Raw genomic sequence first — 26,725 nt, 5'->3', positions numbered from 1 at the left:
TGGGGGCGCCGATGCGGCTTTTGCTTTGGCGCAGTGGCGAATGGATCCCGGCTTTCGCCGGGATGACAGCTTTAAAGTAGAGCAAGCCGCTCCCCTTCCACCTCAGGAAGGGGAGCACCCCAATCCTCAGCGGCGCGGCGGGCCCTTGCGGAAGCCGCCGGGCTTGCCGTTGGCGTTGCTGCGGTTCGGAGGACCGCGACGCGTCGGACCATCGGCACGCGCGCCCGGCTGCGGCGCTTCGGTCGCGCGCTCGATGCGGATGCCGTCATCGTCATCGCCGGCCGTGCGCGCGAACTTGTCGACCGCTGCCGCGAACTTCGCCGCGAGCTGCGACGGAATCTGGAAGTGCGTCTCGTTCGCCGCGATGCGGATCGCGCCGACTTCGTTGCGGGTGATGTGCCCGCGGCGGCAGATCAGCGGCAGGATCCAGCGCGGGTCGGCATTCTGGCGACGTCCGATATCCATGCGGAACCACACCGTGTCGTCGAAACCGGGGCGGTGCCGCTCCTGCTGCGCGGCGCGGCGCGCCTCGGGGGTCGCCTCGATCAGTTCCTCGGGCTCGGGCAGCTGCGAGCGGTGCGCGCGAACCAGTGCGGCGGCGATCTCGGCCGGCGTCTTCTCGGCGAGCAGGCGCTCGGCGAGGGCCACGTCTTCCTCGTCGGTCTCGATCGGCTGGAGCAGCGCGGCGATCAGGCGCTCGCGATCGGCCGCGCGAATCTGCTCGGGCGTCGGCGCATCGATCCACACCGCCGGAATGCGCGCGCCGTGCAGCATCTGCTCGACGCGGCGACGACGCGGATAGGGGACGATGAGGACCGCGGTGCCCTTCTTGCCCGCGCGGCCGGTACGGCCCGAACGGTGCTGGAGCGTCTCGGCATCGCGCGGCAGTTCGACATGGACGACCAGCGTCAGCGTCGGCAGGTCGATGCCGCGTGCCGCCACGTCGGTGGCGACGCAGACGCGGGCGCGGCGATCGCGCAGCGCCTGCAGCGCATGGTTGCGCTCGGACTGCGAATGCTCGCCGGACAGCGCCACGGCCGCGAAGCCGCGCTCCATCAGGCTGGCATGGAGATGGCGGACATTGTCGCGCGTCGCGCAGAACAGGATCGCCGTCTCCGCCTCGTGCAGGCGCAGCAGGTTGATCACGACATGCTCGATATCGGCCGGCGCGACCGTCACCGCCTGGTAGCTGATATCGCCGTGGCCGCGATCGTCGCTCTTGGTGGTGATCTGGAAGGCGTTGCGCTGGTAGCGCTTGGCCAGCGCGACGATCGGGCGCGGCATCGTCGCCGAGAAGAGCAGGGTGCGGCGGCCTTCGGGCGTCGCGTCGAGGATCGCCTCGAGCTCCTCGCGGAAGCCCATGTCGAGCATCTCGTCGGCCTCGTCGAGCACCGCGACGCGCAGGCTGGACAGGTCGAGCGCACCGCGCTCGAGATGGTCGCGAAGGCGGCCCGGCGTGCCGACGACGATATGGGCGCCGTGGTTGAGCGTGCGACGCTCCTTGGAGGCGTCCATGCCGCCGACGCAGGTGGCGATGCGCGCGCCGGCCGGGCTGTAGAGCCAGATCAGCTCACGGCTGACCTGCAGCGCCAGCTCACGCGTCGGCGCGATGATCAGGGCGAGCGGCGCGCCGGCGGGCGGCAGCATCTCTTCGCCGGCGAGCAGCTCCGGCGCCATGGCAAGGCCGAAGGCGACCGTTTTGCCCGAGCCTGTTTGGGCGGAAACGATGAGGTCGCGGCCCGCGGCCTGGTCTTCCAGGACGGCGGACTGAACGGGGGTCAGCGTGGAATAGCCACGCTGTTCCAGCGCCTCGGCGAGGCGCGTCGGTAGATTCGAAATAGACATTGAGACCCTAAAAATTGGGGCTACGCGCGGCGCACCGCAAGCCCGTACGACAGTGGCAGGCGCGCCCCTTTTATCCTCGCGCGCGATCGATCAGCCAGACGGCGAGCGTGAGGGCGAACCCCACCGCCAGCCCGGCCAGCAGCCCCGCCGTCGCTTGTCCGCGAAGGGCTCCGGCCACTGCGCCGACGAGAATGCTCGCCGTCAACAGGAAGCCGCCGGCCAACGGCGCGCGCGAAGGGGTGGACTGCATGGCCCCCTTTGCCACGAAACTCCCGTCTGCGCCAGCCCGTGCAATGGTTGCCTGTTCGTTCACCAGCCTCGTCCACCCGAGGGGAACGGAAACCTGCGTATCAAGCCGGTACGGGCAAGGGGGCTCGCCGTGTGTTGGAGTTCGAATGGACGTCTACCCCTATCTGAGCGATCGGGACGCCGTGATGCAGGCGGCAGAGCTGATTCGGCGCTTCGGCGAAGCGGCGGGCGGCGAAGCGGCTGCCCGCGCCGATGCGAGCCGCGATCTGGGCAACGTCATCCATTTCTGCCGCTGGCGCCAGATCGAGCGGCTGGTGGTGCTGCTGTCGGTGCCGCGTGCGCTGGGCACGGTGCACTGAGGGGCACGGCGCCCGCACCCGAATGAAGCAATTCCCGCCCCATCGGGGCAGGATGTAGGAAGCCCCGGACCCAAGCTCCCATACCCGCGTTCCTTCCTCGCACTCCTTCCGCGAGGTACGCTTGACCACACCCCAGATTCTGTCGCTCGTCGTGCTCGCCGGCATGATGCTGCTCTTCGTGTGGGGAAAGCTGCGCTACGATATGGTCGCGGTGCTGGCGCTGCTCGCGGCGCTGGCGGTGGGCGTGGTGAAACCGAAAGAGGCCTTCACCGGCTTTTCCGACGACATCGTCATCATCGTCGCCTCCGCGCTGGTGCTTTCCGCGGCCGTGCAGCGCTCGGGCGTGATCGAGCGGGCGATGCTGCTGCTCCAACGGCGGGTGACGCGGGTGCGCTCGCAACTGCTGCTGCTCAGCGCCAGCGTCGGCTTCGCCTCGGCGCTGGTGAAGAATATCGGCGCGCTGGCGATGATGATGCCGGTTGCCTTCCAGATGGCGAAGCGCTCCAAGGCCTCGCCTGCCACCTTCCTCATGCCGATGTCGTTCGCATCGCTGCTCGGTGGCCTTATCACGCTGATCGGCACCTCGCCCAACATCATCGTCAGCCGCGTGCGCGAGGAGATGACCGGCCAGCCCTTCGGCATGTTCGATTATGCCCCGGTGGGGCTGGGGCTGACGCTGGTCGGCCTGATTTTCCTGCGCTTCGCCTACCGGCTGATCCCGCGCGACCGTCGCGCGGCGCCGACGCTGGGCGAGGCGATGGACATCGAGGATTACGTGACCGAGGCCGCGGTGCCCGAGGGATCGGAGGCGGTGGGGGAATCCGTCGCCGCGTTCCGCGAACGGCACGACCATGCGGTGGCCGTCACCACCATCCTGCGTGGCGGAATCCGCAGCACCCCCTTTCCGGACAACAGGCTGCAGGCCGAGGACGTGCTGATCCTCACCGGCGCGCCGGACGATCTCGAACGGGTGATCGCTACCGACGCGCTGGTCCTGGAGGGGCAGGACCGTGCCCAGCCGGACGGCAGCACCGGGGAAGTCGGGGTGATCGAAGCCGTGATCGGTACCGATTCCACCCTGATCGGCCGCACCGCCGGCCGGCTCGGGCTGCACGAACGCTTCGGCGTGAACCTGATCGCGGTGTCGCGCCAGGGCGAGCGGCTGTCCACGCGTCTCGGCGAGATCGAACTGCGTGCGGGCGACGTGATCGTGCTGCAGGGGCCGCTCGACCTGCTGTTCGAGCGGCTGGGCGAGCTTGGCTGTCTGCCGCTTGCCCAGCGCGAGCTGCGGCTGGGGAGCGCACGGAAGGGACTGCTGCCGCTGGCCATTCTCGCGGTGGCGATGGCGGCGACGGCGACGGGCTATGTTCCGGTGGCGGTGGCGTTCTTTGCGGCGGCGGGGCTCGCCATCCTGCTCGGCGCGTTGCCGGTGCGCGAGGCCTATGAGCATATCGAATGGCCGATTCTGGTGATGCTCGGCGCACTGATCCCGGTCAGCGATTCGCTGCGCACCACCGGTGCCAGCAAGATCATCGGCGACCAGCTCGGCCATCTTGCCGCCACGCTGCCCCCCTGGGGCGCGGTGGCGCTGATCCTGGCGGCGGCGATGGCGGTGACGCCCTTCCTCAACAACGCCGCGACGGTGTTGGTGATGGCGCCGATCGCCGCCACCTTTGCGGGCGAGCTCGGCTACCGGCCCGAGGCGTTCCTGATGGCGACGGCGGTAGGCGCGGGCTGCGACTTCCTCACGCCGATCGGCCACCAGTGCAACACGCTGGTGATGGGGCCGGGCGGCTACCGGTTCGGCGACTATGCGCGCCTGGGTGCGCCCTTGTCGCTGCTGGTGCTGCTGATAGGGACGCCGCTGATCATGGCCGTCTGGCCGGTGTATTGAGAAGGATATGGCGATGGCGAAGAGGATGTGCTTCGAACGGACCGGTGGCCCCGAGGTGCTGCAATGGGTCGAGGTGGATCTGCCGCAGCCCGGCCCCGGCGAAGTACGGCTGCGGACGGAAGCGGCGGGGCTCAACTTCATCGACGTGTATCACCGCACCGGCGTCTATCCGGTGCAACTGCCCTCGGGCATCGGCGTCGAGGGCGCGGGGGTGATCGAGGCCGTGGGCGAGGGCGTCACCGGTTTCGCCGTGGGCGACCGCGCCGCCACCTTCGGCCCGACGCTGGGGTCCTATGCGACTGCCCGCAACCTCAAGGCCGACAGCCTGTTCAAGCTGCCCGATGCTGTCAGCAGCGAAACCGCCGCCGCGGTGCTGCTCAAGGGCTGCACGGTCGAGTTCATGGTCGAGCGTGCGGCGAAGGTGCAGGCGGGCATGACGGTGCTGGTGCACAGCGCGGCTGGCGGCGTGGGCCAGATCGCGGTCGGCTGGCTGAAGGGCATCGGCGCCACGGTGATCGGCACGGTTGGCCATGCGGACAAGGTGGAGAAGGCACGCGCGGCAGGCTGCGACCATGTCCTGCTCTCGCGCCGGGATGACGTCGCGGCGCGGGTGCGGGAAATCACCGGCGGCGCCGGCGTGCCGGTGGTGCTCGACGGGATCGGCAAGGCGACCTGGGAGGCTTCGCTCGGTTCGGCGGCGCGGCGCGGGCTCATCGTCAGCTATGGCAATGCCAGCGGTTCGGTGGAGGGCGTCAAGCTCGCCGCGCTCAACCAGCATGGCTCGCTGTTCGTCACCCGGCCCAAGCTGTTCGACTATTACGTCACGCCCGAGGAACGGGCGGCAGGTGCGGGGCGGCTGTTCGAGATGCTCGAACGCGGCGCGGTCAAGCCGGAGATCGGCCAGCGCTTCGCCTTGGAGGATGCCGCCGAAGCGCACCGCGCGATCGAAGGCGGACGGACGACGGGGTCGACGATCCTGCTGCCGTGAGGGACAGGGCGGGGGGGAGGCCTGCGCACCCCTCCACCAAGCGGAAGAGGCGTTACTTCCGTTTCGTAAGCGCCGCCACGCAGCTGGCCTGATCGAGCGGGCTGCCGTTGCGTTGCCGGGCGTCGACCCAGGTGACGGTCGCGGTGCCGCTGCCGCTTTCCGGTGGATAGAGATAGGCGTCCAGCACGCAGATCGGCCCGACGAACTGGAGCTTGCGCCCCTTGCCTTCGGTCACGTCCAGCCGGGGCTGGCCGAAGCGGGCGAGCAGCTGGGTCGCGTTCAGCCCACGGATCGGTGCGAGGTTGGCCGGCTGCTCCGGCACCGGAACACGGCCGGGTACCGGCAGGGGCGCCGCCGGGCGCGCGGGCGGCACCGTGCCCGAACAGGCGGCGAGCAGCAGCGCGGCCAACGGCACCGCGGGCGTGGCAAGACGGATGGGGTTCAAACGGGTTTCCCTTGGTTGCACTTGTATCTGCCTCTCTCTAGGGCGACGCCCATTGCAATTGGAGCCCTGAACCTTGACCAACCCCAGCTATGACGTGGTCGCGATCGGCAACGCCATCGTCGACATTCTCGCCCAGGCCGACGACGCCTTCATCGAATCGATCGGCGTGCCCAAGGGTTCGATGCAGCTGATGTTTTCGCCCGAAGAGGCCGATGCGCTCTACGCCAAGATGGGCCCGGGTCGCGAGGTCTCCGGCGGCTCGGCGGCGAACACCGTGGCGGGCATCGCCGCGCTCGGCGGCACGGCGGCGTTCATCGGCCAGGTTGCGGACGACCAGCTCGGCACCGTCTTCGCGCACGACATCCGCGCCGCCGGCGTGCATTTCGACACCGCGGTCCGCCCCGGCCAGCCGACCACCGCGCGCTGCCTCATCTTCGTGACGCCGGACGGCCAGCGCACGATGAACACCTTCCTCGGCGCCTCGCAGTTCCTGCCTGCCGCCGCGCTCGACGAGCAGCTGATCGCCAATGGCGCGATCCTCTATCTCGAAGGCTATCTGTGGGATCCGGAAGAGCCGCGCGCCGCGATGCGCAAGGCGATCGAGATCGCCCGTGCCGCCGGCCGCAAGGTCGCCTTCACTCTGTCCGACGTGTTCTGCATCTCGCGCCACGGCGATGATTTCCGCAAGCTGATCGCGGACGGCCTGATCGACATCCTGTTCGCCAACGAGGCCGAACTGCTCGCTTTGTGCGCGCATGAGGATTTCGAAGCGGCGGTCCAGCACATCCATGGCAAGGTGCCGCTACTCGTCGTCACCCGCAGCGAGAAGGGTGCGATCGCCCTCCAGGGCGACGAGCGGGTGGAAGTCTCCGCCGAGCCGATCGCGGCGCTGGTCGACACCACCGGTGCGGGCGACATGTTCGCCGCCGGCTTCCTGCACGGCCAGGCCCAGGGCAAGGGGCTGGAGGAGTCGCTCCGCCTCGGCGCGATCTGCGCGGCGGAGATCATCCAGCATTATGGCGCCCGCGCCGAGAAGGATCTGAAGGCGCTCGCCGCCGCCAAGGTCGGCTGATCGCTTCAGCAATGCAAAGAAGAAGGGCCGGAGGATCGCTCCTCCGGCCCTTTCTTTTTGTGCGCAAGGGATGGATCAGCGGGTGCCGGGTACCGGCGGCTCGAGATCCTCATAGGCGTCGGGGCCGTCGTGGTCGTCGATCCCGCGGCCGACATGGCTGCGCGAGCGGCTATAGCCGTAATAGACCACCAGGCCGATCGCAGCCCAGCCGAAGAACAAGGCGATCGTCGGGCCGGAGAGGCTGAAGAACAGATAGACGCAGCCCGCGATCGCGATCGGTGCCGTCACCATGATCGCGGGGGTGCGGAACGGGCGGTGGCGCGTCGGATCGGTCTTGCGCAGCACGATCACCGCGATCGACACCGCGGCGAAGGCGAACAGCGTGCCCGAGTTCGACACGTCCGCCAGCAGGCCCACCGGGAAGAAGGCGGCGAACAGCGACACGAAGATGCCGGTCAGGATGGTGATGACGTGCGGCGTGTGGAACTTCGGGTGGACCCGCGAGAAGAAGGCCGGCAGCAGGCCGTCGCGGCTCATCACGAAGAAGATGCGGGTCTGGCCGAACATCATCATCAGGATGACCGAGGGCAGCGCGATGATCGCCGCGGCGCCGACGAGCCAGCCGAGGAACGGATGGCCGATCGAGCGCAGCGTCCAGGCCAGCGCTTCCTTCGAGCAGACCACGGCCTGTTCGGACATCGCCGCGCAGGCCTGCGACAGCGCCGGCGTGCCGGGCGACAGCACCTCACCCGCCGGGCCATGGACCGGCTGCGCGCCGACGGTGCCGATCACGCCCGAGGCGACCAGCATGTAGAAGATGGTGCAGATCGCGAGGCTGCCGATCAGGCCGATCGGCATGTTGCGCTGCGGGTTCTTGGTCTCCTCGGCGGCGGTCGAGACCGCGTCGAAGCCGACATAGGCGAAGAAGATCGAGGCGGCCGCACCCGAGATGCCGGCAAAGCCGAGCGGCGCGAACGGCGTGAACTGGCCGGTCTTGAGCACCGGGATGGTCACGATCACGAACATCGCCAGGGCGAGGATCTTGATGCCGACCAGCACGGCGTTGACCGTGGCGCTTTCCTTGGTGCCCTTCACCAGCAGCGCGGTGACGACCGCGGCGACTGCCATGGCCGGCAGGTTGATCATGCCGCCGTCGAACGGTCCTCGGATCAGCTGCAGCGGCACGACGATGCCGAAATTGTTCTGGATGAACCCCATCATATAGCCGGCCCAGCCGACCGACACGGCCCCCGCCGCGATCGCATATTCGAGGATCAGCGCCCAGCCGACCATCCAGGCGACCAGCTCGCCCATCACGGCGTAGCTATAGGTGTAGGCGGAGCCGGAGACCGGCACCATCGCCGCCATTTCGGCATAGCAGAGCGCCGCCACCGCGCAGACGAACCCGGCGATGACGAACGAGATCATCATGCCCGGCCCGGCCTTCTGTGCGGCCTCGGCGGTTAGCACGAAGATGCCGGTGCCGATCACCGCGCCGATGCCGAGCATGGTCAGCTGGAAGGCGCCGAGCGAGCGGTGGAGCGATTTCTTTTCGGCTGTGGCTAGAATGGCATCGAGAGGCTTTACGCGCCCGAATATCATTTCCTGATCCCCTATGCGGCGAGCGTTGCGCCGCCCCCAAATTGGTAAAGCGCGGAGCCTAGCCCCAAATGCGGGGCGCGCAATCCCTTACGGCGTGCCGACGCGAAACAATATTGCGTGCCAGCGCAATCAGCGGACGAGCATTGGGCCGAGCGGCTGGCCGGCGAAGATGTGGACATGAAGGTGGGGTACCTCCTGCCCTGCATCCATGCCGATATTGGCGAGGAGCCGGTAGCCGGGCTCTACCATGCCCGCCGCGCGCGCCACCGCGCCCACCGCGCGGACGAAACCGGCGATCTCGGCGTCCGAGGCGTTGGCCGAGAAATCGTCCCAGCTCACATAGGCGCCGGTCGGGATCACCAGGATGTGGTGCGGTGCCTGGGGCGCGATGTCGTGAAAGGCGAGGGCGTGCTCGTCCTCATAGACCTTCTTCGCCGGAATCTCGCCGCGCAGGATCTTCGCGAAGATGTTCTGGTCGTTATAGGGCTTGGTCGGGTCGATCGGCATTGGTGGCTCCGTGACTTAGATCCTCCCCGTGCCGGGGAGGAATTGGAAGAGGGCAGCCTCACGCCCCCCGCGCCGCCTTTTCGGCAATCCCGGACACGCCTTCGCGCCGCGCGAGCTCTGCGCGGACATCGTCGAGGCTGAGCCCCATATCGGCGAGCAGCACGAGCAGATGGAAGAGCAGGTCCGCCGATTCCTTCACCAGCTCGCCGCGATCGTCCTGGATCGCGGCGATCACCGCTTCGGTGGCTTCCTCGCCCAACTTCTGCGCGATCTTGGCGCGGCCGCGGGCGGTGAGCTTGGCGACATAGCTGGTCGCGGGATCGCCCAGGCGGCGGTCGCGGATAGTCTGTTCGAGCGTGTCGAGAAGGTCGGCCATGGTTTCCGGCTGCGGGAGGCGCGCGGCGCTGTCAATCCTGGGGCGCGGGATTGCGGGGCTTGCCCTAAGGTAGCTGCGAGCGATTCGCGGCAGCAGGGCAGGAGGACGATGGTGCAGGAACGCGAGTCGGGGGCAGGGCAGGGGCGGCTGTCGCGACCCTTGTGGCTGGTGCTGGGGTTCGTGTTCGTCGCGCTCGGCTTCATCGGCGCGCTGCTGCCGCTGATGCCGACGACGATCTTCCTGATCCTCGCCGCCGGCTGCTTCGCCCGCTCCTCGCCGCGGCTGGAGGCGTGGCTGCTCGACCATCCGCGATTCGGGCCCACGCTGGTGGCCTGGCGCGAACAGGGCGCGATCCCGCGCAAGGGCAAGGCGATGGCGTGTACGGGCATGGCGCTCGGCTACGGCCTGTTCGCCTGGGGCGCGCGGCCGGGGCCCTGGCTGGCGGTCGGCGTGGCGGCGGCGATGCTGGGGTGCGCGTGGTATGTGCTGAGCCGGCCTACGGCGGTGTAGCGCGGCGCGATGCTGGGTGTCGACGCTCCCGACGTCAGGACGGCTTGCCTTCGGTAAGCTCCACAACTTCGAACGCATAGGATGTCCAGCCGCGTTGCCTGGCAGCCTCGGCCAGCGCGGTTTTCTTGCCGGCGGCTTCCTTCGGCGACTTGCTGTGTCCCCAGAAGACTTCGGTCTTGCCGTTGTCGAGCACCGCCACGATGCGCCAGAAATGCGTGAACGGCGCGGCCGTGGGGCCGATCGTCTTCACCCATCCGTCGGCCATGGTCGCCCTCAGGTAGCGCTTCTTTCTTGCCATACAAAGCCGATACCGGCGAACTTGGCGGCGGTCACGGTTTTATGAGGTTGCGGAGAGGGGCTCTGGATGTCTGTTTTTGGTGGAAAGCGGACGTTGGTCGCATAGAGTTCGCGGTGGAGGCAAACATGGGTCGTCATCGGCAAGGGCACATTAGTGGATGGGGTGCAGCACTTTTCGCGCCGGTCGCTGTCCCGTCCGCGTTGCTGTTGATTTTCATTCAACGGCTTTTCGGGTTCAAGAGGAGCGCCGACCTCAACCCCGTCGATGTGGCCCGCTACCTATCCGACTTTCTTGATGGCAGCGGCGAAGAGTGGGACTGGGATGACTTTACTAGCATCCCGATTTCCGACCACACACTCGATCGTATCCGGCAAGAGGCAGATGCGGTTCCGCTGCCGCTTACCACCCATGGCGAGGCGCAGCTAAGGGCGCTGCTGGCGCGGGTTCGCGCCCTTTAGATATGACCGCTATTGGGGCGAAAGCGGACAGTCGCCCCCTACCCCCGAACCGGAATCCCCGCCGCTGCCAGCGCGGCATGCGCCTCGGCGATCGTCGCCTGGCCGAAGTGGAAGATCGACGCCGCCAGCACCGCCGAGGCATGGCCGTCGCGGATCCCCGCCACCAGATCGTCCAGTCCGCCGACGCCACCCGAGGCGACCACCGGCACCGTCACCTGGTCGGCGATGGTGCGGATCAGGTCGAGGTCATAGCCGTCGCGGGTGCCGTCGCGGTCCATCGAGGTGACGAGCAGCTCGCCTGCGCCCAGCTCGGCGAGGCGCAGCGCGTGCTCGACCGCGTCGATGCCGGTTTCGCGGCGGCCGCCATGGGTGAACACCTCCCAGCGCCCGTCGCCGGTCCGCCGCGCATCGACCGAGGCGACGACGCACTGGCTGCCCATGCGGTCGGCGATCTCGGCGACCACTTCCGGTCGCGACACCGCCGCGCTGTTCACCGCGACCTTGTCCGCGCCCGCCAGCAGCAGCGCGCGGGCATCCTCGACGTTGCGCACCCCGCCACCGACGGTGAGGGGCATGAAGCACACTTCGGCGGTGCGGCGCACCACGTCGAGGATCGTGCCGCGCGCCTCGTGGCTGGCGGTGATGTCGAGAAAGCACAGCTCGTCGGCGCCGGCCGCATCATAGGCGCGGGCCTGCTCGACCGGATCGCCGGCGTCGCGCAGCTCGACGAAGTTGACGCCCTTCACCACGCGGCCGTTCGCCACGTCGAGGCAGGGGATGACGCGGGCGCGGACGGTCATCGCCCGGCCTCGATCGCCTCGGCGAGGTCGAGCCGGCCGTCATAGAGCGCGCGGCCCGAGATCACGCCTTCGATGCCGTCCTCGACATGGCCACGCAGCGCATGGATGTCGTGAATGTCGGTGACGCCGCCGCTGGCGATGACCGGGATCGACACGGCGCGGGCGAGCGCCACGGTCGCCTCGACATTGCAGCCCTTGAGCAGCCCGTCGCGGCCGACATCGGTGAAGAGGAGGGCGGCGACGCCGGCATCCTCGAAGCGGCGGGCGAGATCGACGACGCTCACGTCCGACACATCGGCCCAGCCATGCGTCGCGACCATGCCGTCGCGGGCGTCCACGGCGACGACGATCTGGCCGGGATGGGCGCGGGCGGCTTCGCGGACCAGGTCCGGATTTTCCAGCGCGGCGGTGCCGATCACGACGCGGGTCACGCCCATGTCGAGCCAGCGCGCAATCGATTCGTGGTTCCGGATGCCGCCGCCGAGCTGCACCTTGGCAGGGGTCTTCGCCAGGATGTTGGCGACGGCGAGGCCGTTGACCGATTCGCCTGCGAACGCGCCGTCGAGGTCGACGACGTGCAGCCATTCGGCACCCGCCTCGGCGAACAGCGAGGCCTGCGCGGCGGGGTCGTCGCCGTAGACGGTGGCGCGTGCCATGTCGCCTTCGGCGAGGCGGACGACCTGGCCGGCCTTGAGATCGATGGCGGGGAAGATGTGCAGGGTCATGGGGATCTCAGGGCTTCCAGGCGAGGAATCGTTCGAGCAGCGCGATGCCGTAGCGCTGGCTCTTTTCGGGGTGGAACTGCAGGCCGACGATGTTGTCGCGGCCGATCGCGGCGGTCACCGAGCCGCCATGGTCGGTGGTGGCGAGCACGCCCGCGCCGTCGAACGCGAAGCTGTGGAGGAAATAGGCCTCGCCGCGCTCGATCAGCGGGTGATCGGCCACCGGCACCACGTCGTTCCAGCCCATGTGCGGCACGCGCAGCTCGGGGCCGGCGGGCAATTGGCGGACGGTGCCCGGAATCCAGCCGAGCCCGGCATGGCTGCCGAGTTCTTCGCCGGTCGTCGCCAGCAGCTGCATGCCGACGCATACGCCGAGGAACGGTACCGCGTCGCGCAGCACCCGCGTCTCCAGCGCATCGATCATGCCGGGCAGCGCGCGCAGACCCGACGCGCAGGCGCCGAATGCGCCGACGCCGGGCAGCACCACGCGGTCGGCGCCGAGCACCACGGCCGGATCGGCGGTCACCGCGATATCGGCAGCCCCCGCCGCCTTCAGCGCATTGTGCACCGAATGGAGGTTGCCCGCGCCGTAATCGATCAGCGCGACGGTCACTGGCCGAGCGCCTCCAGCCCGGGCGCGAGGATGCTCGGGGCGACTTCGATGAATTCGTACTCGGCAGCACCTGCCGTGGCGAAGGGATCGCCAGCGGCCCAGGCCTTCACCTCGTCGAGCGACCCGCGCGCCATGAAGAAGCCGCCGGTCACCGGCACCTTGCGGCCGGCAACCATCAGGCGGCCGTCCGCCACGCCCTGCTTCAGCCAGTCGACATGCGCGGGGCGCAGCGCGTCGATCTGAGCAATGTCCACCTTGTAGGTCAGCAGCACGAGGATCATCACAGCACTCCCTTGGTCGACGGGATCACCCCGGCCTTGCGCGGATCGATCTCCACCGCTTCGCGCAGCGCGCGGGCCAGGCCCTTGAACGCGGCTTCGGCGATATGGTGGTTGTTGCTGCCATACAGCGTCTCGACGTGCAGCGTCAGGCCGGCGGTCTGGGCGAAGCTGTGGAACCAGTGTTCGAACATCTCGGTATCCATCTCGCCGAGCTTCTTCTGGCTGAATTCGGTCTTCCACACGAGATAGGGGCGGCCGGAAATGTCGATCGCGACGCGGGTCAGCGTCTCGTCCATCGGCGACAGCGCGTCGGCGTAGCGGCGGATGCCCTTCTTGTCGCCCAGCGCCTTGGCGATCGCTTCGCCGATCGCGAGCCCGGTATCCTCGACCGTATGGTGCTGGTCGATATGGAGGTCGCCCACGGTCTTCACGTCCATGTCGATCAGCGAGTGTCGGCTCAGCTGTTCGAGCATGTGATCGAAGAAGCCGATGCCCGTGTGGATGGTGTAGACGCCGGTCCCGTCGAGGTTGACGGTGACGTCGATCGAGGTTTCGCTGGTCTTGCGGCTGATGGTCGCGGTGCGCATGGCCGTGCACATAACGCCGATAGCGACGCATGCAATCTTGACCCCAACATTTCAGCCGCTACCCAAGGGGCATGACCGGCAACGTGCCCGATAGTTTGATTCCGTATGACGAGATCGTGCAGGAAGCCCTGCGCGCCGTGGTGGGCCGTGTGCTCGGATCGGTGGCGCAGTCGGGCGGCCTGCCGGGCGCGCATCATTTCTACATCACCTTCAAGACGCAGGCGCCGGGGGTCGATATCCCCCAGCGGCTGATGGAGCGGTTCCCGGACGAGATGACCATCGTCCTCCAGCACCGCTACTGGGACCTGACGGTGGACGACCGGAAATTCTCGGTGGGGCTCAGCTTCAACCAGATTCCGTCGATCCTGACGATCCCGTTCGCGGCGATCACCGGCTTCCACGATCCGGCGGTGAATTTCGAGCTGCGCTTTCAGGCGACCGAGGGCCCCGAAGGCCCCGAGCCGCACGAGCATGACGATGCCGAGAATGACGGCGCGCCGGTGGCCAAGCCGGTTGAGGATGGCTCCAACGTCGTCTCGGTGGACTTCAAGCGCAAGAAATAAGGATCGCACGGTTCCTTCCCCTCAAGGGTAGGAAGCCTGTCGCGCGCGCTATCCTATATCAGCCCCTTCGCGCGCAGGCTTGCATGGCCTTCGCTCCCGATGATGATGTGATCGTGCACCACGATGCCGAGCGGCTTTCCCGCCTCGGCGATTCTGCGCGTTACATCGATATCCGCGCGGCTGGGGCTCGGATCGCCCGACGGGTGGTTGTGCACCAGGATCAGCGCTGCCGACCCTAGGTGCAGCGCGCGGGCGATCACCTGGCGGACATAGATCGGCGCCTCGTCGATCGATCCTTCGTGCATCAGCTCGTCGCGGATCAGCATGTTGCGGGTATTGAGATGCAGCACGCGCACCCGCTCGATCGCGTGCGGGGCCATGTCTGCCCGGAGATAATCGAGCAGCGCCTGCCAGTTGGCCAGTACCGGCTTCTCGCGCACCCTGGTCTGGAGCAGGCGCAGGGCCGCTGCATGCACGACCTTCAGCGCGGCGACGTTGGTTTCCTTGAGCTCGCGAATGTCGTCGGTGCCGGGTACCCGCAGGATCGCCTCCGGGTCCGCGGCCAGCAGCTCGGCGAACCCGCCAAACTCGGCAATCAGCTTCTTGGCCAGCGGCTTGGTGTCTCGGCGGGGGATGGTGAGGGCGAGCAGATACTCGACAAGTTCATGGTCCAGCAGTGCCTCCGGGCCGCCTTCGAAAAGGCGCTGGCGGAGCCGGGCGCGGTGGCCGCCGGCATCGGGCGTATCGCTGCACATCGGTGCAACCATGAAGGCCTTTGGCGCCCGCTGCAATCGGCAACACACCGCGCGGGCCAAGCGCTAGGGAATTTGTTCGGCTACTGGGGCACAGGGCTGCGCGAACCCCGGTTTTCCGCGGAAGCAGCCGATTTGCGCAGCGCCGATTCGGGGATGAAGCGGAGATTGCCGCAACGGTTGACTCGGTCCTTTGGTCTTCCTAAAGCGCCCGTACGTCGCGGCCATCGGCTTGCGGTGCTGTATGTCGCCCGCCCGCTGCGCGGCGGCTTTTTCATATCTGGATCGCCGTGCTCGCTTTGTCTGACGACCCTACCCGTGCCGACCTCGACCGTCGCATCGCCGATGCGAAGGCAGCGGTGCGCGCGGAGGAGGCGTCGGTGCGGAAGCCCGAAAAGGGGTATAAGCAGGGCTCCCGGGTGCTCGCCGAGTTGATCGGCGCACCGCTCGGTGGTGGCGTGATCGGGTATGCGCTTGATCGTTGGCTGGGCACGTCCCCCTGGGCGTTGCTGATCGTGCTGACGTTGAGTGTGATCGTAGCGTTTCGCAACATCTACAAGATTTCGAAGGAGCGCGCAGAGTGAGCGCCGGCAAAATCGATCCGATGGAGCAGTTCAAGGTCGAGCCCGTACTGGGCCGCCATATTGACCTGTTCGGCTATGACATCTCCTTCACCAACTCGGCGCTGTTCATGTTCGTGGTCGCCGCGCTGCTGTTCCTCTTCATGGTGGGCGGCCTGCAGCGCAAGCTGATCCCGGGCAAGTGGCAGCTGATGGTGGAAGGCGCGGTCGGGTTCATCGACTCGATGGTGAACGTGAACATCGGCAAGGGCGGCAAGAAGTTCGCGCCGTACATCTTCTCGCTGTTCTTCTTCATCCTGTTCGCCAACCTGGTCGGCGTGCTGCCGCTGGCGGTGCTGCCGGGGCTGCACACCTTCGCGGTCACCAGCCACATCACCGTCACCGCGGTGCTCGCCTTCTTCTCGTTCGGCATCGTGCTCGCGGTCGGCCTGATCAAGCACGGCTTCAAGTTCTTCTCGCTGTTCGTGCCGCACGGCGCGCCGGGTTGGCTGATGCCGGTGATCATCCCGGTCGAGCTGGTCTCGTTCCTGGTGCGTCCGTTCTCGCTGGGCCTGCGACTGTTCGTCGCGATGACCGCCGGGCACATCCTGCTCGAGGTGTTCGGCAGCTTCGTCGTCCAGGGTTTTGCCAGCGGCACGCCGCTGGGCGGCCTGGTCGGCGTGCTGAGCTTCGGCATGATCGTCGGCGTCAGCGCGCTCGAGCTGCTGGTCTGCGCGATCCAGGCCTATGTGTTCGCGCTGCTGACCTCGCTGTATCTCCACGACGCGGTGCACCTGCACTAAGTCGACCCGTTTCGAATTATCGTTTTTACCGAATTATCTAGGGAGCTAGACATGACTGATCTGGGTGCAATGTACATCGGTGCCGGCCTGGCTGCGATCGGTATCGGCCTCGCCGCGCTGGGCGTGGGCAACGTGTTCGGTTCGTTCCTCGAAGGCGCGCTGCGCAACCCGGGTGCGGCTGATGGCCAGCAGGGTCGCCTGTTCATCGGTTTCGCCGCGTCGGAACTGCTGGGCCTGATCGCGTTCGTCGTCGCGATCCTGATCCTCTTCGTCGTCAAGTAAGCAGAACGGAGGCCTCGGCCGATGCCCCAGTTAGATCAGATCTCGGAGATCTACGCCTCGCAGGTCTTCTGGCTCGCGATCGTATTTGCCCTGATCTACTTCGGGATCGGCAAGGCGATGGTCCCGAAGATCGAGCGGACGATGGAAGATCGCTCCGCCCGAATCAGCGGCGACCTCGCGGCAGCGGAGGCGGCGCGCGACGCCGCCAAGGCGGCCGATGAGGCCTATCAGGCGGGGCTGGAAGCCGCCCGTGCCGAGGCGCTGCGGGTCACCGCCGGCGCCAAGGCGCAGGCGGCAGCCGCCGCCGAAGCCAAGCTCAAGGCCGCCACCGCGGCCGATGAAGCGCGGCTGGCCGATGCGACCCGTACCATCGCCGAGCGTGAGCAGGCGGCGATCGTCGAGATCGAAGCGGCGACCGTCGAGGCGGTCGAGGCGATCGTGGCCCGCGTGTCGGGTGTCGCGGTCGACCGCGCCAGCGTCGAACAGAAGGTGAAGGCGGCGCTTGCCCATGGCTGAACAGACTCATTCCCTGAACGCGGAGGTCGGCACCGTGGAACTCCATCATGAGCCGTCCGTGTTCGGCATCACCGCTCCGGGTTTCGTGGCGCTGTCGATGCTGACCGTGGTGGTGATCATCCTGCTCATGAAGGTGCCGAGCATGATCGGCACCATGCTCGACAAGCAGATTTCCAAGATCCGCACCCAGCTCGACGAAGCGTCGAAGCTGCGCGCGGAAGCCGAGGCGATGCTCGCCGACGCGAAGGCCCGCACCGCTTCTGCAGAGGCTGATGCCAAGGCGGTGGTCGCCAACGCCCAGGTCGAGGCGGCTGCGATGCAGGCGAAGGCCGAGGCCGATGCGGCCGAGCTGATCGCCCGCCGTACCCGTATGGCCGAGGACAAGATCGCCGCCGCCGAGCGTACGGCGATCCAGGCGATCCGTACCAAGGCAGCTGATGCCGCCACGACCGCTGCTGCCGCGCTGATCGCGGAGAAGCACGGTGCCGATGCCGACAAGGCGCTGGTCGACAAGACCATCACCGGGCTGGGCCGGCTCAACTGAGCTGGCCTGCCGCGCCGCCCATGCTATGGGGCGGTGATGGCGGAACATAAATCCTATCGCTGGCTGAGCGCCGGTGCCTTGGTGGCACTGGCGCTCGCTGCGTTTGTAGCGGTGGTGGCAGTGCGCCACGCGGCGACCGATCATGCGCGCGCGACCGACGTGAAGGCGCGGGCGGACGCGATGATGCGGCGTATCGAGGCGCAGGTGGACCAGCTCGAGAACGAGGCTGGGGCGAAGTAGGGTCATTCCTCCCCGGTACGGGGAGGGGGACCGCTCGGTGTAGCCGAGGGATGGAGGGGTCGCCGCGCCAGCGGCGGTGTGCCCACGGCCGCCGCCGGACCCCGCGCCTTTCGGCGCGGCCCCTCCGCCAAGTCGCTGCGCGTCTTGGTCACCCTCCCCGTACCGGGGAGGAGCTTCTCTTTGGTGGCATCTCGCGTCTCGCACCCCTACATCGGCGGCAATGACCGACCCCAATTCTCCCGATCGATTCAACGAGGAAAAGGCCACCTACGCGGTCCGCGGTACCGAGACGCCGGACCTCGAGGCCGGCGTCGCCGCGATCCGAAACGTGCTGCAGACGCTGCCGATTCGCCCCGGCGTCTACCGGATGCAGGATGCCCGCGGCGACGTGCTCTATGTCGGCAAGGCGCGCGCGCTGAAGAACCGGGTGACCAACTACACCCAGGTCAGCCGCCTGTCGAAGCGGCTCCAGCGCATGGTCGCGCAGACCCGGTCGATGACGATCGTCACGACCAACAACGAGGCCGAGGCGCTGCTGCTCGAGGCGCAGCTGATCAAGCGCTACCGGCCGCCCTACAATGTGCTGCTGCGCGACGATAAGTCGTTCCCGTTCATCCTGCTGCGCCAGGACCACGATTTCGCCCGCGTTCAGCTGCATCGCGGCGCGCGGCGCGCGAAGGGCGATTATTTCGGGCCGTTCGCGGGTGCGGGGCAGGTGCGCAAGACGCTCAACGCGCTGCAGAAGCTGTTCCTGCTGCGCAGCTGCACCGACAGCTTTTTCGCCAGCCGCGACCGGCCGTGCCTGCTCTACCAGATCCGGCGCTGCTCGGCGCCCTGTGTCGGCCGCATCGACCAGCAAGGCTATGCCGAGCTGGTGAGCGACGCGCGCGACTTCCTCCAGGGCAAGTCGACCAAGGTACAGGCCAAGCTCGGCGAACAGATGCAGGCCGCTGCCGAGAATCTCGATTTCGAGCTGGCCGCGATCCTGCGCGATCGGCTCAAGGCGCTCACCTTCATCCAGGGCAGCCAGGCGATCAATGCGGAAGGGGTGGGCGATGCCGACATCTTCGCGCAGGCAGTTAAGTCCGGCGTGATCGGGATCGAGGCCTTCTTCATCCGCGGCGGCCAGAATTGGGGCCATCGCAGCTTCTTCCCGAGCCATACCCAGGACGTGCCCGAGGACGAGGTGCTCGCCGCCTTCCTGATGCAGTTCTACGAGGAGGTGCCGCCGGCTAGGAACGTGTTCGTCGATCGCGAACTCCCCGAGGCCGAGTTGCTTGCGGAAGCCTTGAGCGAGCGCGCCGGCCACAAGGTGGCGCTGTCGGTCCCCCAGCGCGGCACCCGTCGCCGGCTGCTCGACCAGGCCAAGCGCAACGCCGAGGAAGCGCTCGACCGCCGCCTCGCCGAGAGCACGACCCAGGCCAAGCTGCTCCGCGAAATGGCCGACCTGTTCGACCTGCCCGAGCCGCCGAACCGCATCGAGGTCTACGACAACAGCCATATCCAGGGCACCAATGCGGTGGGCGCGATGATCGTCGCGGGGCCCGAGGGCTTCCGCAAGAGCCAGTATCGCAAGTTCAACATCAAGCGCCCCGAGACGATCGCCGGCGACGATTACGGGATGATGCGCGAGGTGCTCAGCCGCCGCTTCGCCCGCGCGCAGGACGAGGATCCCGATCGCAGCCAGGGCGACTGGCCGGACCTGGTGCTGCTCGACGGCGGGCGCGGCCAGCTCAACGCCGCGCGCGCGGTGCTGGAGGAGATGGGGATCGAGGACGTGTGCATGGTCGGCGTCGCCAAGGGCCCGCATCACGGCCGCGACGGCCGCGAGGTGTTCCACCTGATGGACGGCAGCGAGCGGATGCTGCCGGTCAACGCGCCCTTGCTCTTCTACCTCCAGCGACTGCGCGACGAGGTCCACCGCTTCGTCATCGGCGCGCACCGCGACAAGCGCGCCAAGGCGATCGGCGCGAGCCCGCTGGACGAGGTGCCCGGTATCGGGCCGGCGCGGAAGAAGGCGCTGCTGATGCATTTCGGCACGGCCCGCGCGGTGCGCAACGCCAGCCTGGAGGACCTGCAAAAGGCGCCCGGCGTCTCGGCGGGTGTGGCGCAGCAGGTATACGACTTCTACCACAGCCGGTAGAGGGCGCGGGGCGGCTCAGTCCGCCCGCGCCTGTTGCGTTTCCGGGATCAGCGTGCGCACGCCCCGCACCGCCGCCGCCCAGCCATAGACCGCCTCGCCGACATAGAGGCGGAACTGGTTGGGATCGACCGCCACCTTCTTGGCGCGGCCGAAGCAGTTGGGCGACAGGCCGATCAGCAGCTGGAGCAGCCGTGCCTCCTTCGTGTCGCCCTCGCCGAGTCGGACGAAGGACAACGCCATTTCGGGATGGGTCTGCACCACGCAGGAGGCCACGTCGAAATAGCGGCGATCATCGGCGGTGCGGTTCTGGCTGATCGGCAGCTCGCGTTGGAGGAACTGCTGACGAACCTCCGTCCGCTGCAGGTCGGCGCGGTTCAGCGCAAGATCGGGTGCATAGGTGGCCAGCGCATATTCGAACAGCGCACCCCGATCGAACACGTTGCGGCACATTGCGCTGCCGGAGACCGGGTTGCACTCGCCATATTTGGGCGGGTCGGCGGGCGGCCGGGCGAAGACCGTATTGTAGCAGGCGGCGCGCTGGCGGATGATCCGGTCGAGCGCCCATTGGCCGGTGCGGTCGTTCAATGCCCGATCGATGGTTTCGTGGAGCAGCCGGGGATCGACGCTGTGCATGCAGCGGACGAAGCGGCGGGCGTCGGAGATGCTCGTCGCGCTGGCCTGACGGTCCTGCGGCCGGGGCGGGGTGGTGACGCGGACCGGCAATTCCTTGGGATCGATCGTCTGCCCTTCGACGACGATCTCCTCGTCCTGCCTGGTCTCGGGCGAGGTCTGCGCGGCAGCGGGCGATACGCCGACGGCGATCGCCAGTGCCATGGCGTGGAAGAACAAGTGTCGCATGCCGCTTCGCCTCCCCATGTCGCAGACAATATCTACAAGGCCATGAATGGCAAATTAAATTGCGGGCCCGCCCTTCTATTGTTCGGCTGTACGTGGCAGGCCTCGACTTTGTCAGAGTCGTCAAAGTCTTGATGGGTGGGGTGGGATGCCGATGTCGTCGCGTGCCGTTTTGCTGGTGCTGCTGCTTTCCACCGCGGCCGGGGTCGCCCATGCGGGGGACAAGCCGCTCCTCCAGCCGGTGCCGGGCTGGGTGAAGCCGGCGCCGGCGCCGGACACCAAGGCGCTGACCGACGATTCGCCGCTGATGCTGATCGGCGACGTGCAGGCCCGGCTCGGCGACGGCGGCAGCTGGACCTATGTCGAGCGTGCCACGCGGCTGGCGACGATCCAGGCCGTGTCGCAGGCGGGTACGGTGAAGATCGACTGGCAGCCCGCCCATGGCGACCTGATCGTCCACGGTGTCGACATCCTGCGCGACGGGCAGCGGATCGATGCGCTGAAGGGCCGCAGCTTCACCGTGATCCAGCGGGAGGCCGGGCTCGAGAAGATGATGCTCGATGGCCAGCTGACCGCGACGCTGGCCGTGGAGGGGCTGCGGCCGGGCGACGTACTCGACCTGCGTTATTCGGTGACCAACAAGGATCCGGCGCTTGCCGGCAACAGCAGCGCGGGCGGCCCGATCCTGTCCGAGCCGCTGAAGATCGGCTTCGCGCGTACCCGCTTCCTGTGGCCGAGCAGCGCCAAGGTGCAGTGGAAGGCCTATCCGGTCGGCGCGGTGCCGAAGGAAAGCGACGCGGACGGCTGGCACGAACTCGTCTTCGCCCAGCCGCTGCCGCGCCAGCCCGATCCGGCACCGGGCGCCCCCGGCCGCTTCGCCCGCCCGCCCTTTGCCGAGGCCTCGACCTTCGCCGACTGGGCGAGCGTGTCGCGCGTGTTCGCGCCGCTCTACCGCACCGAGGGGCTGATCCCGCCCGGCAGCCCGCTCGCCGCCGAGGTGGCCAAGATCGCCGCGGCCGAGAAGGACCCCCGCCGCCGTATCGCCGCCGCGCTGGCGCTGGTGCAGGGCAAGGTGCGCTATCTGTATCGCGGCATGGAGAACGGCAACTTGGTGCCGCAGGCCCCGGCGCAGACGCTGGCGCTCGGCTATGGCGACTGCAAGGCGAAGACGCTGCTGCTGCTCGCCATGCTCCACGCGCTGGGCATCGAGGCGGAGCCGGCGCTGGCCAATCTCGGCGGCGGCGACCTGGTCTCCGCGCGGCTGCCCTCGGCGGCGGCGTTCAACCATATCTTCGTGCTCGCCCATCTGGGGGAGGAGACGCTGTGGCTCGACGGCACCGCCACCGGCACCCGGCTGGAGGACATCGGCGACGTGCTGCCGTTCCACTGGGTGCTTCCGCTGCGCGCCGCGGGCACCGGGCTGCTGCAGGTGCCGGACCGGGTGCCATCGCGACCGAACAGAGTCGCGACGCTCGACATGGACCTGCGTGGCGGGATCAATCTGCCGGCGCCGCTCGATGCGGAGGTGACGCTGCGCGGCGGGACCGCCATTTCGCTGCGCAGCCTGCTCGGAGCGCTGCCCAAGCAGGAGCAACGGCGCTTCCTCCAGGGCTTCCTGCCGGCGGGCGCGAGCGACGTGCTGGTGACCGATGCGACGATCCGCTTCGACGATATGGTCGGCACCGCGACCGTGAAGCTGCGCGGCATTGCCACCCAGCGCTGGGCCTATGGCGACCTGCGCTATCGCACCCAGCTGCCGATCGGCCGCGTGCCGGACCTGCCGGACCGCGCGCGCACGATCTGGAAGGACATGCCGGTGGAGACGGGCGATCCGGGACGCAACCGTACGACGCTGCGCTTCCGCCTGCCCGAGGGCGGCAGGGAACTGGCGCTCGACGGCAGCACCGCGCTGGACCTGGCGCTGCCGGGCGGACGACAGCTCACCGTCAAGGCGGCGCTGGCGGGGGACGTGCTGACGCTGGAGACCGAACAAGCGCATAGCGGCGCCGAGATCCAGCCGGCCGATCTGCCGGCGGCGCGCGCCGCGCTCGCCGATTTCCGCAACCGCCGGATCAGCCTGCGCACCGCGCCGCGCTATCCGGGACCGTGGCACGGGGTAGAGGCGGCCAAGCGCGCACATCTGTATGACGAGGTGCTGGCGCGCTACACCGCCTATATCGCCGAGCGGCCGGACGAGGCCGATCGCTATGTCGCGCGCGGCCGCTTCCTCGGCATGATCTTCGAACGAAAGCAGGCGCTGGCCGATTTCGACAAGGCGATCGCCATCGCCGCCAAGCCCGAGACGCTGTTCCAGCGCGCCGGCCTCCGCCACGCGCTGGGCGACACCGCCGGTGCGATCGAGGACCTGCGGACCGCCCAGTCGCTGGTGCCGGGCCGGATCGAGGTTCTCGGCCGGCTGACCATGTTGCTCGCCGAACAGGGTGAGAAGGACGAGGCGCTGGCCCTGCTCGACCCGAAGATCGAGGAGAACGGCGAGAATCTTGCGGACCTGCTCTCCGCCAAGGCGACCGCGCTGGCGCGGGCGGGGGACGCGCAGGGCGCGCTGGCCGCCATCGACCGCGCGATTGCGGAGAAGCCGGCCAACAGTCGGCTGCTCAACAACCGTTGCTGGCTGAAGGGCACGCTGAACCTGCAGCTCGATTTGGCGCTGAAGGATTGCACCCGCGCGATCGAACTGAGCGATCAGAATGCGGCGATGGCGCTGGACAGCCGGGCCATGGTCTATTTCCGCCTCAACCGGCTGGACGAGGCGCTGGCCGACCTCAACGCCGCGGTGGAGCAGCGCCCGGGTGCCGCCGGCACGCTGTTCCTGCGCGGGGTGGTGCTGACGCGGCAGGGCAAAAAGAATCAGGCCATGGCCGATCTCGCCGATGCCCGGCTGCTCGATCCGCAGGTCGATCGCGAATACGCCCGCTGGGGGATCGAGCCCTGAGCCATTCCGCCCGCCGCATGCAGGAAACAGTTGAGCGGCCACCGCGACGCGGTACATTCGGCGCCCTGAAGTGAAGGGGAACGGGGAAGATGCGGGGGCGGAAGTTGTTGGTGGCCGTGTTGTTGTCCACGGCCGGGGTGGCGCATGCCGGCGACAAGCCGTTGTACCAGCCCGCACCCGGATGGGTGAAGGTGGCGCCGGAGCCCGACGCGAAGCGCAACGCCGAAAGCGATCCCATGGTGGTGCTGTTCGACGAACAGGCCCGCGTCGCCGACGGGCAGGTCTGGACCTATTTCGATCAGGCGCAGCGCGTCGTCTCCGCCCAGATGCTGAGCAATGTCGGCACGGTGACGCTGCCCTGGCAGCCCGATGCGGGCGACCTGATCATCCACCGCGCCGAGATCATCCGGGGTACCGAGCATATCGACCTGATCGCCGCCGGCCAGCGCTTCGAGGTGCTGCGTCGCGAGCAGCAGCTGGAGCAGCTGCAGATCAACGGCACGCTCACCGCCAGCCTGGCGGTGGAGGGCTTGCGCGTCGGCGACGTGCTGCGGCTGAGCTATTCCACCACCCACAAGGATGCCGCGCTGCAGGGCAACACCCAGGCCTTCCTGCCGCTGTTCGCCGATCCGACGCGGGCACAGTTCGCCCGCGCCCGCCTGTCCTGGCCCAAGGCGAGCAAGCTGGGCTGGAAGGTGCATATGAGCGGCACCGCGCCCAAGCCGGTGAGCGACGGCGACTATCAGTTGATCGACATCGCCCTGCCGCTGGCCAAGCAGCCGGAGATCCCGAACGACGCGCCTGCCCGGTTCAAGCCGATGACGCTGATCGAGGCCTCCAGCTATGCCGACTGGGCGGCGGTCTCGCGCGTGATGGCGCCGCTCTATCGCACCGACGGGCTGATCGCGCCCGGCAGTCCGCTCGCGGCCGAAGTGGCGAAGATCCGCGAGAAGACCAGCGATCCGCGTACCCGCGTCGCGATGGCGCTGCGGCTGGTGCAGGATGATGTGCGCTACCTGTTCGTCGGCATGGACGGCGGCAGCTATCGCCCGCAGGCGCCGGCCGATACCTGGTCGCGCCGCTATGGCGACTGCAAGGCGAAGACCTTGCTGCTGCTCGCGCTGCTCCATGCGCTGGATGTCGAGGCGGAAGCGGTGGCGGCCAGCACCGATGCGGGCGACCTGGTGCCGCAGCGGCTGCCGGCCCCCGGCGCCTTCAACCATGTGCTGGTCCATGCGACGGTGGACGGACAGAGCCTGTGGCTGGACGGCACCAGCAGCGGCACGCGCCTCGCCGACCTGGCCGACGTGCCGCCGTTCCGCAACGTGCTGCCGATCCGCGCGGCAGGCGCGCCGCTGATGGCGTTGCCGGTGCGGGCGCCGGGGCGACCGACCTTCGAGGCGGACGTCGATTTCGACCAGCGCGCCGGGCTGGACCTGCCGACCCCCTTCACCCTCCGGCTGACGATCCGCGGCCCGATGGCGGAGATGGTGCATGCCGGATCGGGGCAGATGAACAAGGACCAGCTGGACGAGGCGGCGCAGAACTTCGCCAGCGGCTTCGTCAGCGATCCGCTGATCGCCGAGCGCAGCATCGCCTATGACGGCGAGGCGGCGGCGGTGACCGTGCAGATCCGCGGGATCAGCACGTCGAGCTGGCGCCGCGAGGACGGCCGCTTCCGGACCGTGCTCGACAAGACGATCAGCGGCCTGGGCTTCGAGCCCGACCGCGCACGTTCCGAGTGGAAGGACATTCCGGTCGCGGTCAACGACATGGCGAGCGGCGTCGCGCGCTGGCGTATCCGCCTGCCGCAGGGCGGCAAGGGCTTCGCGCTGGACGGGGATCAGGTGCTGCCCGCGTCGCTGGCGGGGCGTTCGTTCGCCCGCAAGGTCACGCTGGCCGACGGCGAGCTGCGGATCGAGGATCGCAGCGGCCCGGAGGCGGCCGAGGTGCCCGCCGACAAGGTGGCCGAAGCGAAGGCGCAGGTGGCGCTGGCCAAGACCCGGCTGCTGACCGCGCTGGGGCCGGAGGATGCGCCGCCCCGCTGGAAGGTGGTGACCGAGGCGAAGCGGACGGGGGCGCTGAAGCCGCTGCTCGACGTCTATGCCGCGGCCATCGCCGCCGACCCGAAGGACGTCGCGCCCTGGACCAGCCGCGCCAGTTTCTACGCCGGTACCTGGGAGTGGAAGGCGGCGTTGGCCGATCTGGACAAGGCGATCGCCATCCAGCCCAGTGTCGCGCTGTACAGCCAGCGCGCGGGCATCAGGGCCGCGATCGGCGACTATAAGGGCGCGCTCGCCGACGCGCAGGCGGCGAAGACGCTCGATCCGGGCGATGCCGGGGTGGCGAACATGCTGGCCACCTATACCGGTCTGGCCGGCCAGCCCGACGCCGCCGTCGCGATGGCGGCCGAGCGGGTCGCCAAGGGCGGCAGCGAGCGCAACGGCTTCGTCGCGCTGCAGGCGCAGCTGCTGGCCGATGCGGGGCGGGCGACGGATGCGGTGGCGGTGCTCGATCCTGCCATCGCCAAGGCGCCGGGCAACGCGATGCTGCTCAACAGCCGCTGCTGGATCAAGGGCACGGGTAGTATCGGGCTCGACGGCGCGCTGAAGGACTGCACCAAGGCGATCGAGCTGGCCGAACAGCCGGCCTCGATCCTCGACAGCCGCGCCATGGTCTATTTCCGCATGGGCCGGATGGACGATGCGCTGGCCGACCTCAACGCCGCGCTCGACGTGGCGCCGCTGCTCACCTCCAGCCTGTATCTGCGCGGGGTGATCCGCACCCGCACGGGCGACAAGGCGGCCGCCGAGGATCTGGCGGCGGCGCGGCTGATGCGGCCGCAGGTGGATGCCGAATATGCGCGCTACGGGATCAAGCCCTAGGCTTTCGTGAATTCTTCACGATG

30 protein-coding genes are annotated in these 26,725 nt (G+C 68.4%); 16 read left to right on the top strand and 14 right to left on the bottom strand.

Features of this window, described 5'->3' with window-relative positions; translation table 11 throughout:
- Positions 1 to 126: 126 nt before the first annotated feature.
- Together KK7_RS0109385 and KK7_RS0109380 are read right to left on the bottom strand one after the other, a co-directional pair.
- Entirely contained in the window at positions 127 to 1,845 is a 1,719-nt protein-coding gene (locus tag KK7_RS0109385) for a DEAD/DEAH box helicase (protein WP_010544389.1), read from the bottom strand.
- A 70-nt stretch (positions 1,846 to 1,915) separates the two neighbouring features.
- Positions 1,916 to 2,158, bottom strand: coding sequence for a hypothetical protein (locus KK7_RS0109380; RefSeq protein ID WP_138983941.1), 243 nt, complete (start codon positions 2,156 to 2,158; stop codon positions 1,916 to 1,918).
- A gap of 82 nt (positions 2,159 to 2,240) precedes the next feature.
- Between KK7_RS0109380 and KK7_RS0109375 the strand changes: the two genes are divergently transcribed.
- The 3 genes from KK7_RS0109375 (at position 2,241) to KK7_RS0109365 (ending at position 5,335) form a co-directional block, all read left to right on the top strand.
- Positions 2,241 to 2,453 (top strand): hypothetical protein, encoded by a 213-nt coding sequence (locus tag KK7_RS0109375; RefSeq protein WP_010544388.1) that lies wholly within the window; start codon positions 2,241 to 2,243, stop codon positions 2,451 to 2,453.
- A 121-nt stretch (positions 2,454 to 2,574) separates the two neighbouring features.
- Complete coding sequence (locus KK7_RS0109370) at positions 2,575 to 4,347, top strand: SLC13 family permease (protein WP_010544387.1); 1,773 nt, start codon at positions 2,575 to 2,577, stop codon at positions 4,345 to 4,347.
- A 13-nt stretch (positions 4,348 to 4,360) separates the two neighbouring features.
- On the top strand, positions 4,361 to 5,335 hold the full coding sequence (locus KK7_RS0109365) for a quinone oxidoreductase family protein (RefSeq protein ID WP_029623137.1): 975 nt from the start codon (positions 4,361 to 4,363) through the stop codon (positions 5,333 to 5,335).
- 52 nt (positions 5,336 to 5,387) lie between these two features.
- On the opposite strand, the gene KK7_RS0109360 is transcribed toward KK7_RS0109365, so the two are convergent.
- Positions 5,388 to 5,780 carry a hypothetical protein gene (locus KK7_RS0109360; protein ID WP_010544385.1) on the bottom strand — a complete coding sequence of 131 codons (393 nt, stop codon included), beginning with the start codon at positions 5,778 to 5,780 and terminating at the stop codon, positions 5,388 to 5,390.
- 73 nt (positions 5,781 to 5,853) lie between these two features.
- Here KK7_RS0109360 and KK7_RS0109355 point away from each other — a divergent pair, with 73 nt between their 5' ends.
- On the top strand, positions 5,854 to 6,852 hold the full coding sequence (locus KK7_RS0109355) for an adenosine kinase (protein ID WP_010544384.1): 999 nt from the start codon (positions 5,854 to 5,856) through the stop codon (positions 6,850 to 6,852).
- A 75-nt stretch (positions 6,853 to 6,927) separates the two neighbouring features.
- Here the strand turns inward: KK7_RS0109355 and KK7_RS0109350 are convergent, their stop codons facing one another.
- From KK7_RS0109350 to KK7_RS0109340, 3 genes are all read right to left on the bottom strand, one after another.
- A complete protein-coding gene (locus KK7_RS0109350) occupies positions 6,928 to 8,454 on the bottom strand; it encodes an amino acid permease (RefSeq protein WP_010544383.1) in 1,527 nt (508 codons plus the stop codon).
- Positions 8,455 to 8,583: 129 nt separating this feature from the next.
- A complete protein-coding gene (locus KK7_RS0109345; protein ID WP_010544382.1) occupies positions 8,584 to 8,961 on the bottom strand; it encodes an HIT domain-containing protein in 378 nt (125 codons plus the stop codon).
- 58 nt (positions 8,962 to 9,019) lie between these two features.
- Positions 9,020 to 9,337: a phosphoribosyl-ATP diphosphatase gene (locus KK7_RS0109340; protein ID WP_010544381.1), complete on the bottom strand. Its 318-nt coding sequence runs from the start codon at positions 9,335 to 9,337 to the stop codon at positions 9,020 to 9,022.
- A 108-nt stretch (positions 9,338 to 9,445) separates the two neighbouring features.
- Here KK7_RS0109340 and KK7_RS0109335 point away from each other — a divergent pair, with 108 nt between their 5' ends.
- Entirely contained in the window at positions 9,446 to 9,847 is a 402-nt protein-coding gene (locus KK7_RS0109335; RefSeq protein ID WP_010544380.1) for a YbaN family protein, read from the top strand.
- A gap of 34 nt (positions 9,848 to 9,881) precedes the next feature.
- Here KK7_RS0109335 and KK7_RS0109330 read toward each other — a convergent pair whose 3' ends face one another.
- Positions 9,882 to 10,145: a hypothetical protein gene (locus tag KK7_RS0109330; protein ID WP_029623135.1), complete on the bottom strand. Its 264-nt coding sequence runs from the start codon at positions 10,143 to 10,145 to the stop codon at positions 9,882 to 9,884.
- 200 nt (positions 10,146 to 10,345) lie between these two features.
- Between KK7_RS0109330 and KK7_RS20450 the strand changes: the two genes are divergently transcribed.
- On the top strand, positions 10,346 to 10,603 hold the full coding sequence (locus KK7_RS20450) for a hypothetical protein (protein WP_051121292.1): 258 nt from the start codon (positions 10,346 to 10,348) through the stop codon (positions 10,601 to 10,603).
- Positions 10,604 to 10,641: 38 nt separating this feature from the next.
- Here KK7_RS20450 and hisF read toward each other — a convergent pair whose 3' ends face one another.
- Genes hisF through hisB form a run of 5 tightly spaced genes read right to left on the bottom strand, consistent with a single transcriptional unit; the run spans position 10,642 to position 13,606 of the window.
- On the bottom strand, positions 10,642 to 11,403 hold the full coding sequence (hisF, locus tag KK7_RS0109320; protein WP_010544377.1) for an imidazole glycerol phosphate synthase subunit HisF: 762 nt from the start codon (positions 11,401 to 11,403) through the stop codon (positions 10,642 to 10,644).
- A complete protein-coding gene (gene hisA, locus KK7_RS0109315; protein WP_010544376.1) occupies positions 11,400 to 12,128 on the bottom strand; it encodes a 1-(5-phosphoribosyl)-5-[(5-phosphoribosylamino)methylideneamino]imidazole-4-carboxamide isomerase in 729 nt (242 codons plus the stop codon). Before hisA ends, hisF begins: the two co-directional genes overlap by 4 nt.
- Before the next feature lie 7 nt (positions 12,129 to 12,135).
- Positions 12,136 to 12,738 carry an imidazole glycerol phosphate synthase subunit HisH gene (gene hisH, locus KK7_RS0109310; RefSeq protein ID WP_010544375.1) on the bottom strand — a complete coding sequence of 201 codons (603 nt, stop codon included), beginning with the start codon at positions 12,736 to 12,738 and terminating at the stop codon, positions 12,136 to 12,138.
- A complete protein-coding gene (locus tag KK7_RS0109305; protein ID WP_010544374.1) occupies positions 12,735 to 13,019 on the bottom strand; it encodes a YciI family protein in 285 nt (94 codons plus the stop codon). The genes hisH and KK7_RS0109305 overlap by 4 nt, the downstream gene beginning before the upstream one ends.
- Positions 13,019 to 13,606 carry an imidazoleglycerol-phosphate dehydratase HisB gene (gene hisB, locus KK7_RS0109300; protein ID WP_010544373.1) on the bottom strand — a complete coding sequence of 196 codons (588 nt, stop codon included), beginning with the start codon at positions 13,604 to 13,606 and terminating at the stop codon, positions 13,019 to 13,021. Before hisB ends, KK7_RS0109305 begins: the two co-directional genes overlap by 1 nt.
- A gap of 71 nt (positions 13,607 to 13,677) precedes the next feature.
- Between hisB and KK7_RS0109295 the strand changes: the two genes are divergently transcribed.
- Positions 13,678 to 14,169, top strand: a complete 492-nt coding sequence (locus KK7_RS0109295) for an SspB family protein (protein ID WP_010544372.1) — start codon at positions 13,678 to 13,680, stop codon at positions 14,167 to 14,169.
- Positions 14,170 to 14,222: 53 nt separating this feature from the next.
- Here the strand turns inward: KK7_RS0109295 and radC are convergent, their stop codons facing one another.
- Positions 14,223 to 14,936: a RadC family protein gene (gene radC / locus KK7_RS0109290; RefSeq protein ID WP_010544371.1), complete on the bottom strand. Its 714-nt coding sequence runs from the start codon at positions 14,934 to 14,936 to the stop codon at positions 14,223 to 14,225.
- A gap of 284 nt (positions 14,937 to 15,220) precedes the next feature.
- Between radC and KK7_RS0109285 the strand changes: the two genes are divergently transcribed.
- The 7 genes from KK7_RS0109285 (at position 15,221) to uvrC (ending at position 20,009) form a co-directional block, all read left to right on the top strand.
- On the top strand, positions 15,221 to 15,505 hold the full coding sequence (locus KK7_RS0109285; RefSeq protein ID WP_010544370.1) for an AtpZ/AtpI family protein: 285 nt from the start codon (positions 15,221 to 15,223) through the stop codon (positions 15,503 to 15,505).
- Between the two features lie 20 nt (positions 15,506 to 15,525).
- A complete protein-coding gene (locus tag KK7_RS0109280; protein ID WP_193378009.1) occupies positions 15,526 to 16,284 on the top strand; it encodes a F0F1 ATP synthase subunit A in 759 nt (252 codons plus the stop codon).
- Positions 16,285 to 16,353: 69 nt separating this feature from the next.
- Positions 16,354 to 16,566 carry a F0F1 ATP synthase subunit C gene (locus KK7_RS0109275; RefSeq protein ID WP_010544368.1) on the top strand — a complete coding sequence of 71 codons (213 nt, stop codon included), beginning with the start codon at positions 16,354 to 16,356 and terminating at the stop codon, positions 16,564 to 16,566.
- 21 nt (positions 16,567 to 16,587) lie between these two features.
- Positions 16,588 to 17,082 (top strand): F0F1 ATP synthase subunit B family protein, encoded by a 495-nt coding sequence (locus tag KK7_RS0109270; RefSeq protein ID WP_010544367.1) that lies wholly within the window; start codon positions 16,588 to 16,590, stop codon positions 17,080 to 17,082.
- Positions 17,075 to 17,626: a F0F1 ATP synthase subunit B family protein gene (locus KK7_RS0109265; RefSeq protein ID WP_010544366.1), complete on the top strand. Its 552-nt coding sequence runs from the start codon at positions 17,075 to 17,077 to the stop codon at positions 17,624 to 17,626. Before KK7_RS0109270 ends, KK7_RS0109265 begins: the two co-directional genes overlap by 8 nt.
- Positions 17,627 to 17,662: 36 nt before the next feature.
- Positions 17,663 to 17,866, top strand: a complete 204-nt coding sequence (locus tag KK7_RS0109260; RefSeq protein ID WP_010544365.1) for a hypothetical protein — start codon at positions 17,663 to 17,665, stop codon at positions 17,864 to 17,866.
- A 220-nt stretch (positions 17,867 to 18,086) separates the two neighbouring features.
- Positions 18,087 to 20,009: an excinuclease ABC subunit UvrC gene (uvrC, locus tag KK7_RS0109255; protein WP_010544364.1), complete on the top strand. Its 1,923-nt coding sequence runs from the start codon at positions 18,087 to 18,089 to the stop codon at positions 20,007 to 20,009.
- A gap of 15 nt (positions 20,010 to 20,024) precedes the next feature.
- Here the strand turns inward: uvrC and KK7_RS0109250 are convergent, their stop codons facing one another.
- Positions 20,025 to 20,867, bottom strand: coding sequence for a hypothetical protein (locus tag KK7_RS0109250; protein ID WP_010544363.1), 843 nt, complete (start codon positions 20,865 to 20,867; stop codon positions 20,025 to 20,027).
- A 151-nt stretch (positions 20,868 to 21,018) separates the two neighbouring features.
- Between KK7_RS0109250 and KK7_RS0109245 the strand changes: the two genes are divergently transcribed.
- Both KK7_RS0109245 and KK7_RS0109240 read left to right on the top strand, forming a co-directional pair.
- Positions 21,019 to 23,817, top strand: a complete 2,799-nt coding sequence (locus KK7_RS0109245) for a DUF3857 domain-containing protein (RefSeq protein ID WP_040598225.1) — start codon at positions 21,019 to 21,021, stop codon at positions 23,815 to 23,817.
- A 110-nt stretch (positions 23,818 to 23,927) separates the two neighbouring features.
- Positions 23,928 to 26,702 carry a DUF3857 domain-containing protein gene (locus tag KK7_RS0109240; RefSeq protein ID WP_237709172.1) on the top strand — a complete coding sequence of 925 codons (2,775 nt, stop codon included), beginning with the start codon at positions 23,928 to 23,930 and terminating at the stop codon, positions 26,700 to 26,702.
- Positions 26,703 to 26,725: the final 23 nt, after the last annotated feature.

This window comes from Sphingomonas elodea ATCC 31461 (assembly GCF_000226955.1).
GTDB lineage: Bacteria > Pseudomonadota > Alphaproteobacteria > Sphingomonadales > Sphingomonadaceae > Sphingomonas > Sphingomonas elodea.
The sequence above is the reverse complement of the archived record's forward strand: the minus strand, read 5'-3'. Positions and strand labels throughout refer to the sequence as shown.

Coding starts and splice junctions, on each gene's coding strand:
- hisB (WP_010544373.1), bottom strand. CDS start 13,606: ATGCGCACCGCGACCATCAGCCGCAAGACCAGCGAAACCTCGATCGAC.
- KK7_RS0109385 (WP_010544389.1), bottom strand. CDS start 1,845: ATGTCTATTTCGAATCTACCGACGCGCCTCGCCGAGGCGCTGGAACAG.
- KK7_RS0109365 (WP_029623137.1), top strand. CDS start 4,361: ATGGCGAAGAGGATGTGCTTCGAACGGACCGGTGGCCCCGAGGTGCTG.
- KK7_RS0109340 (WP_010544381.1), bottom strand. CDS start 9,337: ATGGCCGACCTTCTCGACACGCTCGAACAGACTATCCGCGACCGCCGC.
- KK7_RS0109270 (WP_010544367.1), top strand. CDS start 16,588: ATGCCCCAGTTAGATCAGATCTCGGAGATCTACGCCTCGCAGGTCTTC.
- KK7_RS0109350 (WP_010544383.1), bottom strand. CDS start 8,454: ATGATATTCGGGCGCGTAAAGCCTCTCGATGCCATTCTAGCCACAGCC.
- uvrC (WP_010544364.1), top strand. CDS start 18,087: ATGACCGACCCCAATTCTCCCGATCGATTCAACGAGGAAAAGGCCACC.
- KK7_RS0109305 (WP_010544374.1), bottom strand. CDS start 13,019: ATGATCCTCGTGCTGCTGACCTACAAGGTGGACATTGCTCAGATCGAC.
- KK7_RS0109245 (WP_040598225.1), top strand. CDS start 21,019: ATGTCGTCGCGTGCCGTTTTGCTGGTGCTGCTGCTTTCCACCGCGGCC.
- radC (WP_010544371.1), bottom strand. CDS start 14,936: ATGGTTGCACCGATGTGCAGCGATACGCCCGATGCCGGCGGCCACCGC.
- KK7_RS0109260 (WP_010544365.1), top strand. CDS start 17,663: ATGGCGGAACATAAATCCTATCGCTGGCTGAGCGCCGGTGCCTTGGTG.
- KK7_RS0109345 (WP_010544382.1), bottom strand. CDS start 8,961: ATGCCGATCGACCCGACCAAGCCCTATAACGACCAGAACATCTTCGCG.
- KK7_RS0109275 (WP_010544368.1), top strand. CDS start 16,354: ATGTACATCGGTGCCGGCCTGGCTGCGATCGGTATCGGCCTCGCCGCG.
- KK7_RS0109250 (WP_010544363.1), bottom strand. CDS start 20,867: ATGCGACACTTGTTCTTCCACGCCATGGCACTGGCGATCGCCGTCGGC.
- KK7_RS0109295 (WP_010544372.1), top strand. CDS start 13,678: ATGACCGGCAACGTGCCCGATAGTTTGATTCCGTATGACGAGATCGTG.
- hisF (WP_010544377.1), bottom strand. CDS start 11,403: ATGACCGTCCGCGCCCGCGTCATCCCCTGCCTCGACGTGGCGAACGGC.
- KK7_RS0109330 (WP_029623135.1), bottom strand. CDS start 10,145: ATGGCAAGAAAGAAGCGCTACCTGAGGGCGACCATGGCCGACGGATGG.
- KK7_RS0109335 (WP_010544380.1), top strand. CDS start 9,446: ATGGTGCAGGAACGCGAGTCGGGGGCAGGGCAGGGGCGGCTGTCGCGA.
- KK7_RS0109265 (WP_010544366.1), top strand. CDS start 17,075: ATGGCTGAACAGACTCATTCCCTGAACGCGGAGGTCGGCACCGTGGAA.
- KK7_RS0109375 (WP_010544388.1), top strand. CDS start 2,241: ATGGACGTCTACCCCTATCTGAGCGATCGGGACGCCGTGATGCAGGCG.
- hisA (WP_010544376.1), bottom strand. CDS start 12,128: ATGACCCTGCACATCTTCCCCGCCATCGATCTCAAGGCCGGCCAGGTC.
- KK7_RS0109280 (WP_193378009.1), top strand. CDS start 15,526: ATGGAGCAGTTCAAGGTCGAGCCCGTACTGGGCCGCCATATTGACCTG.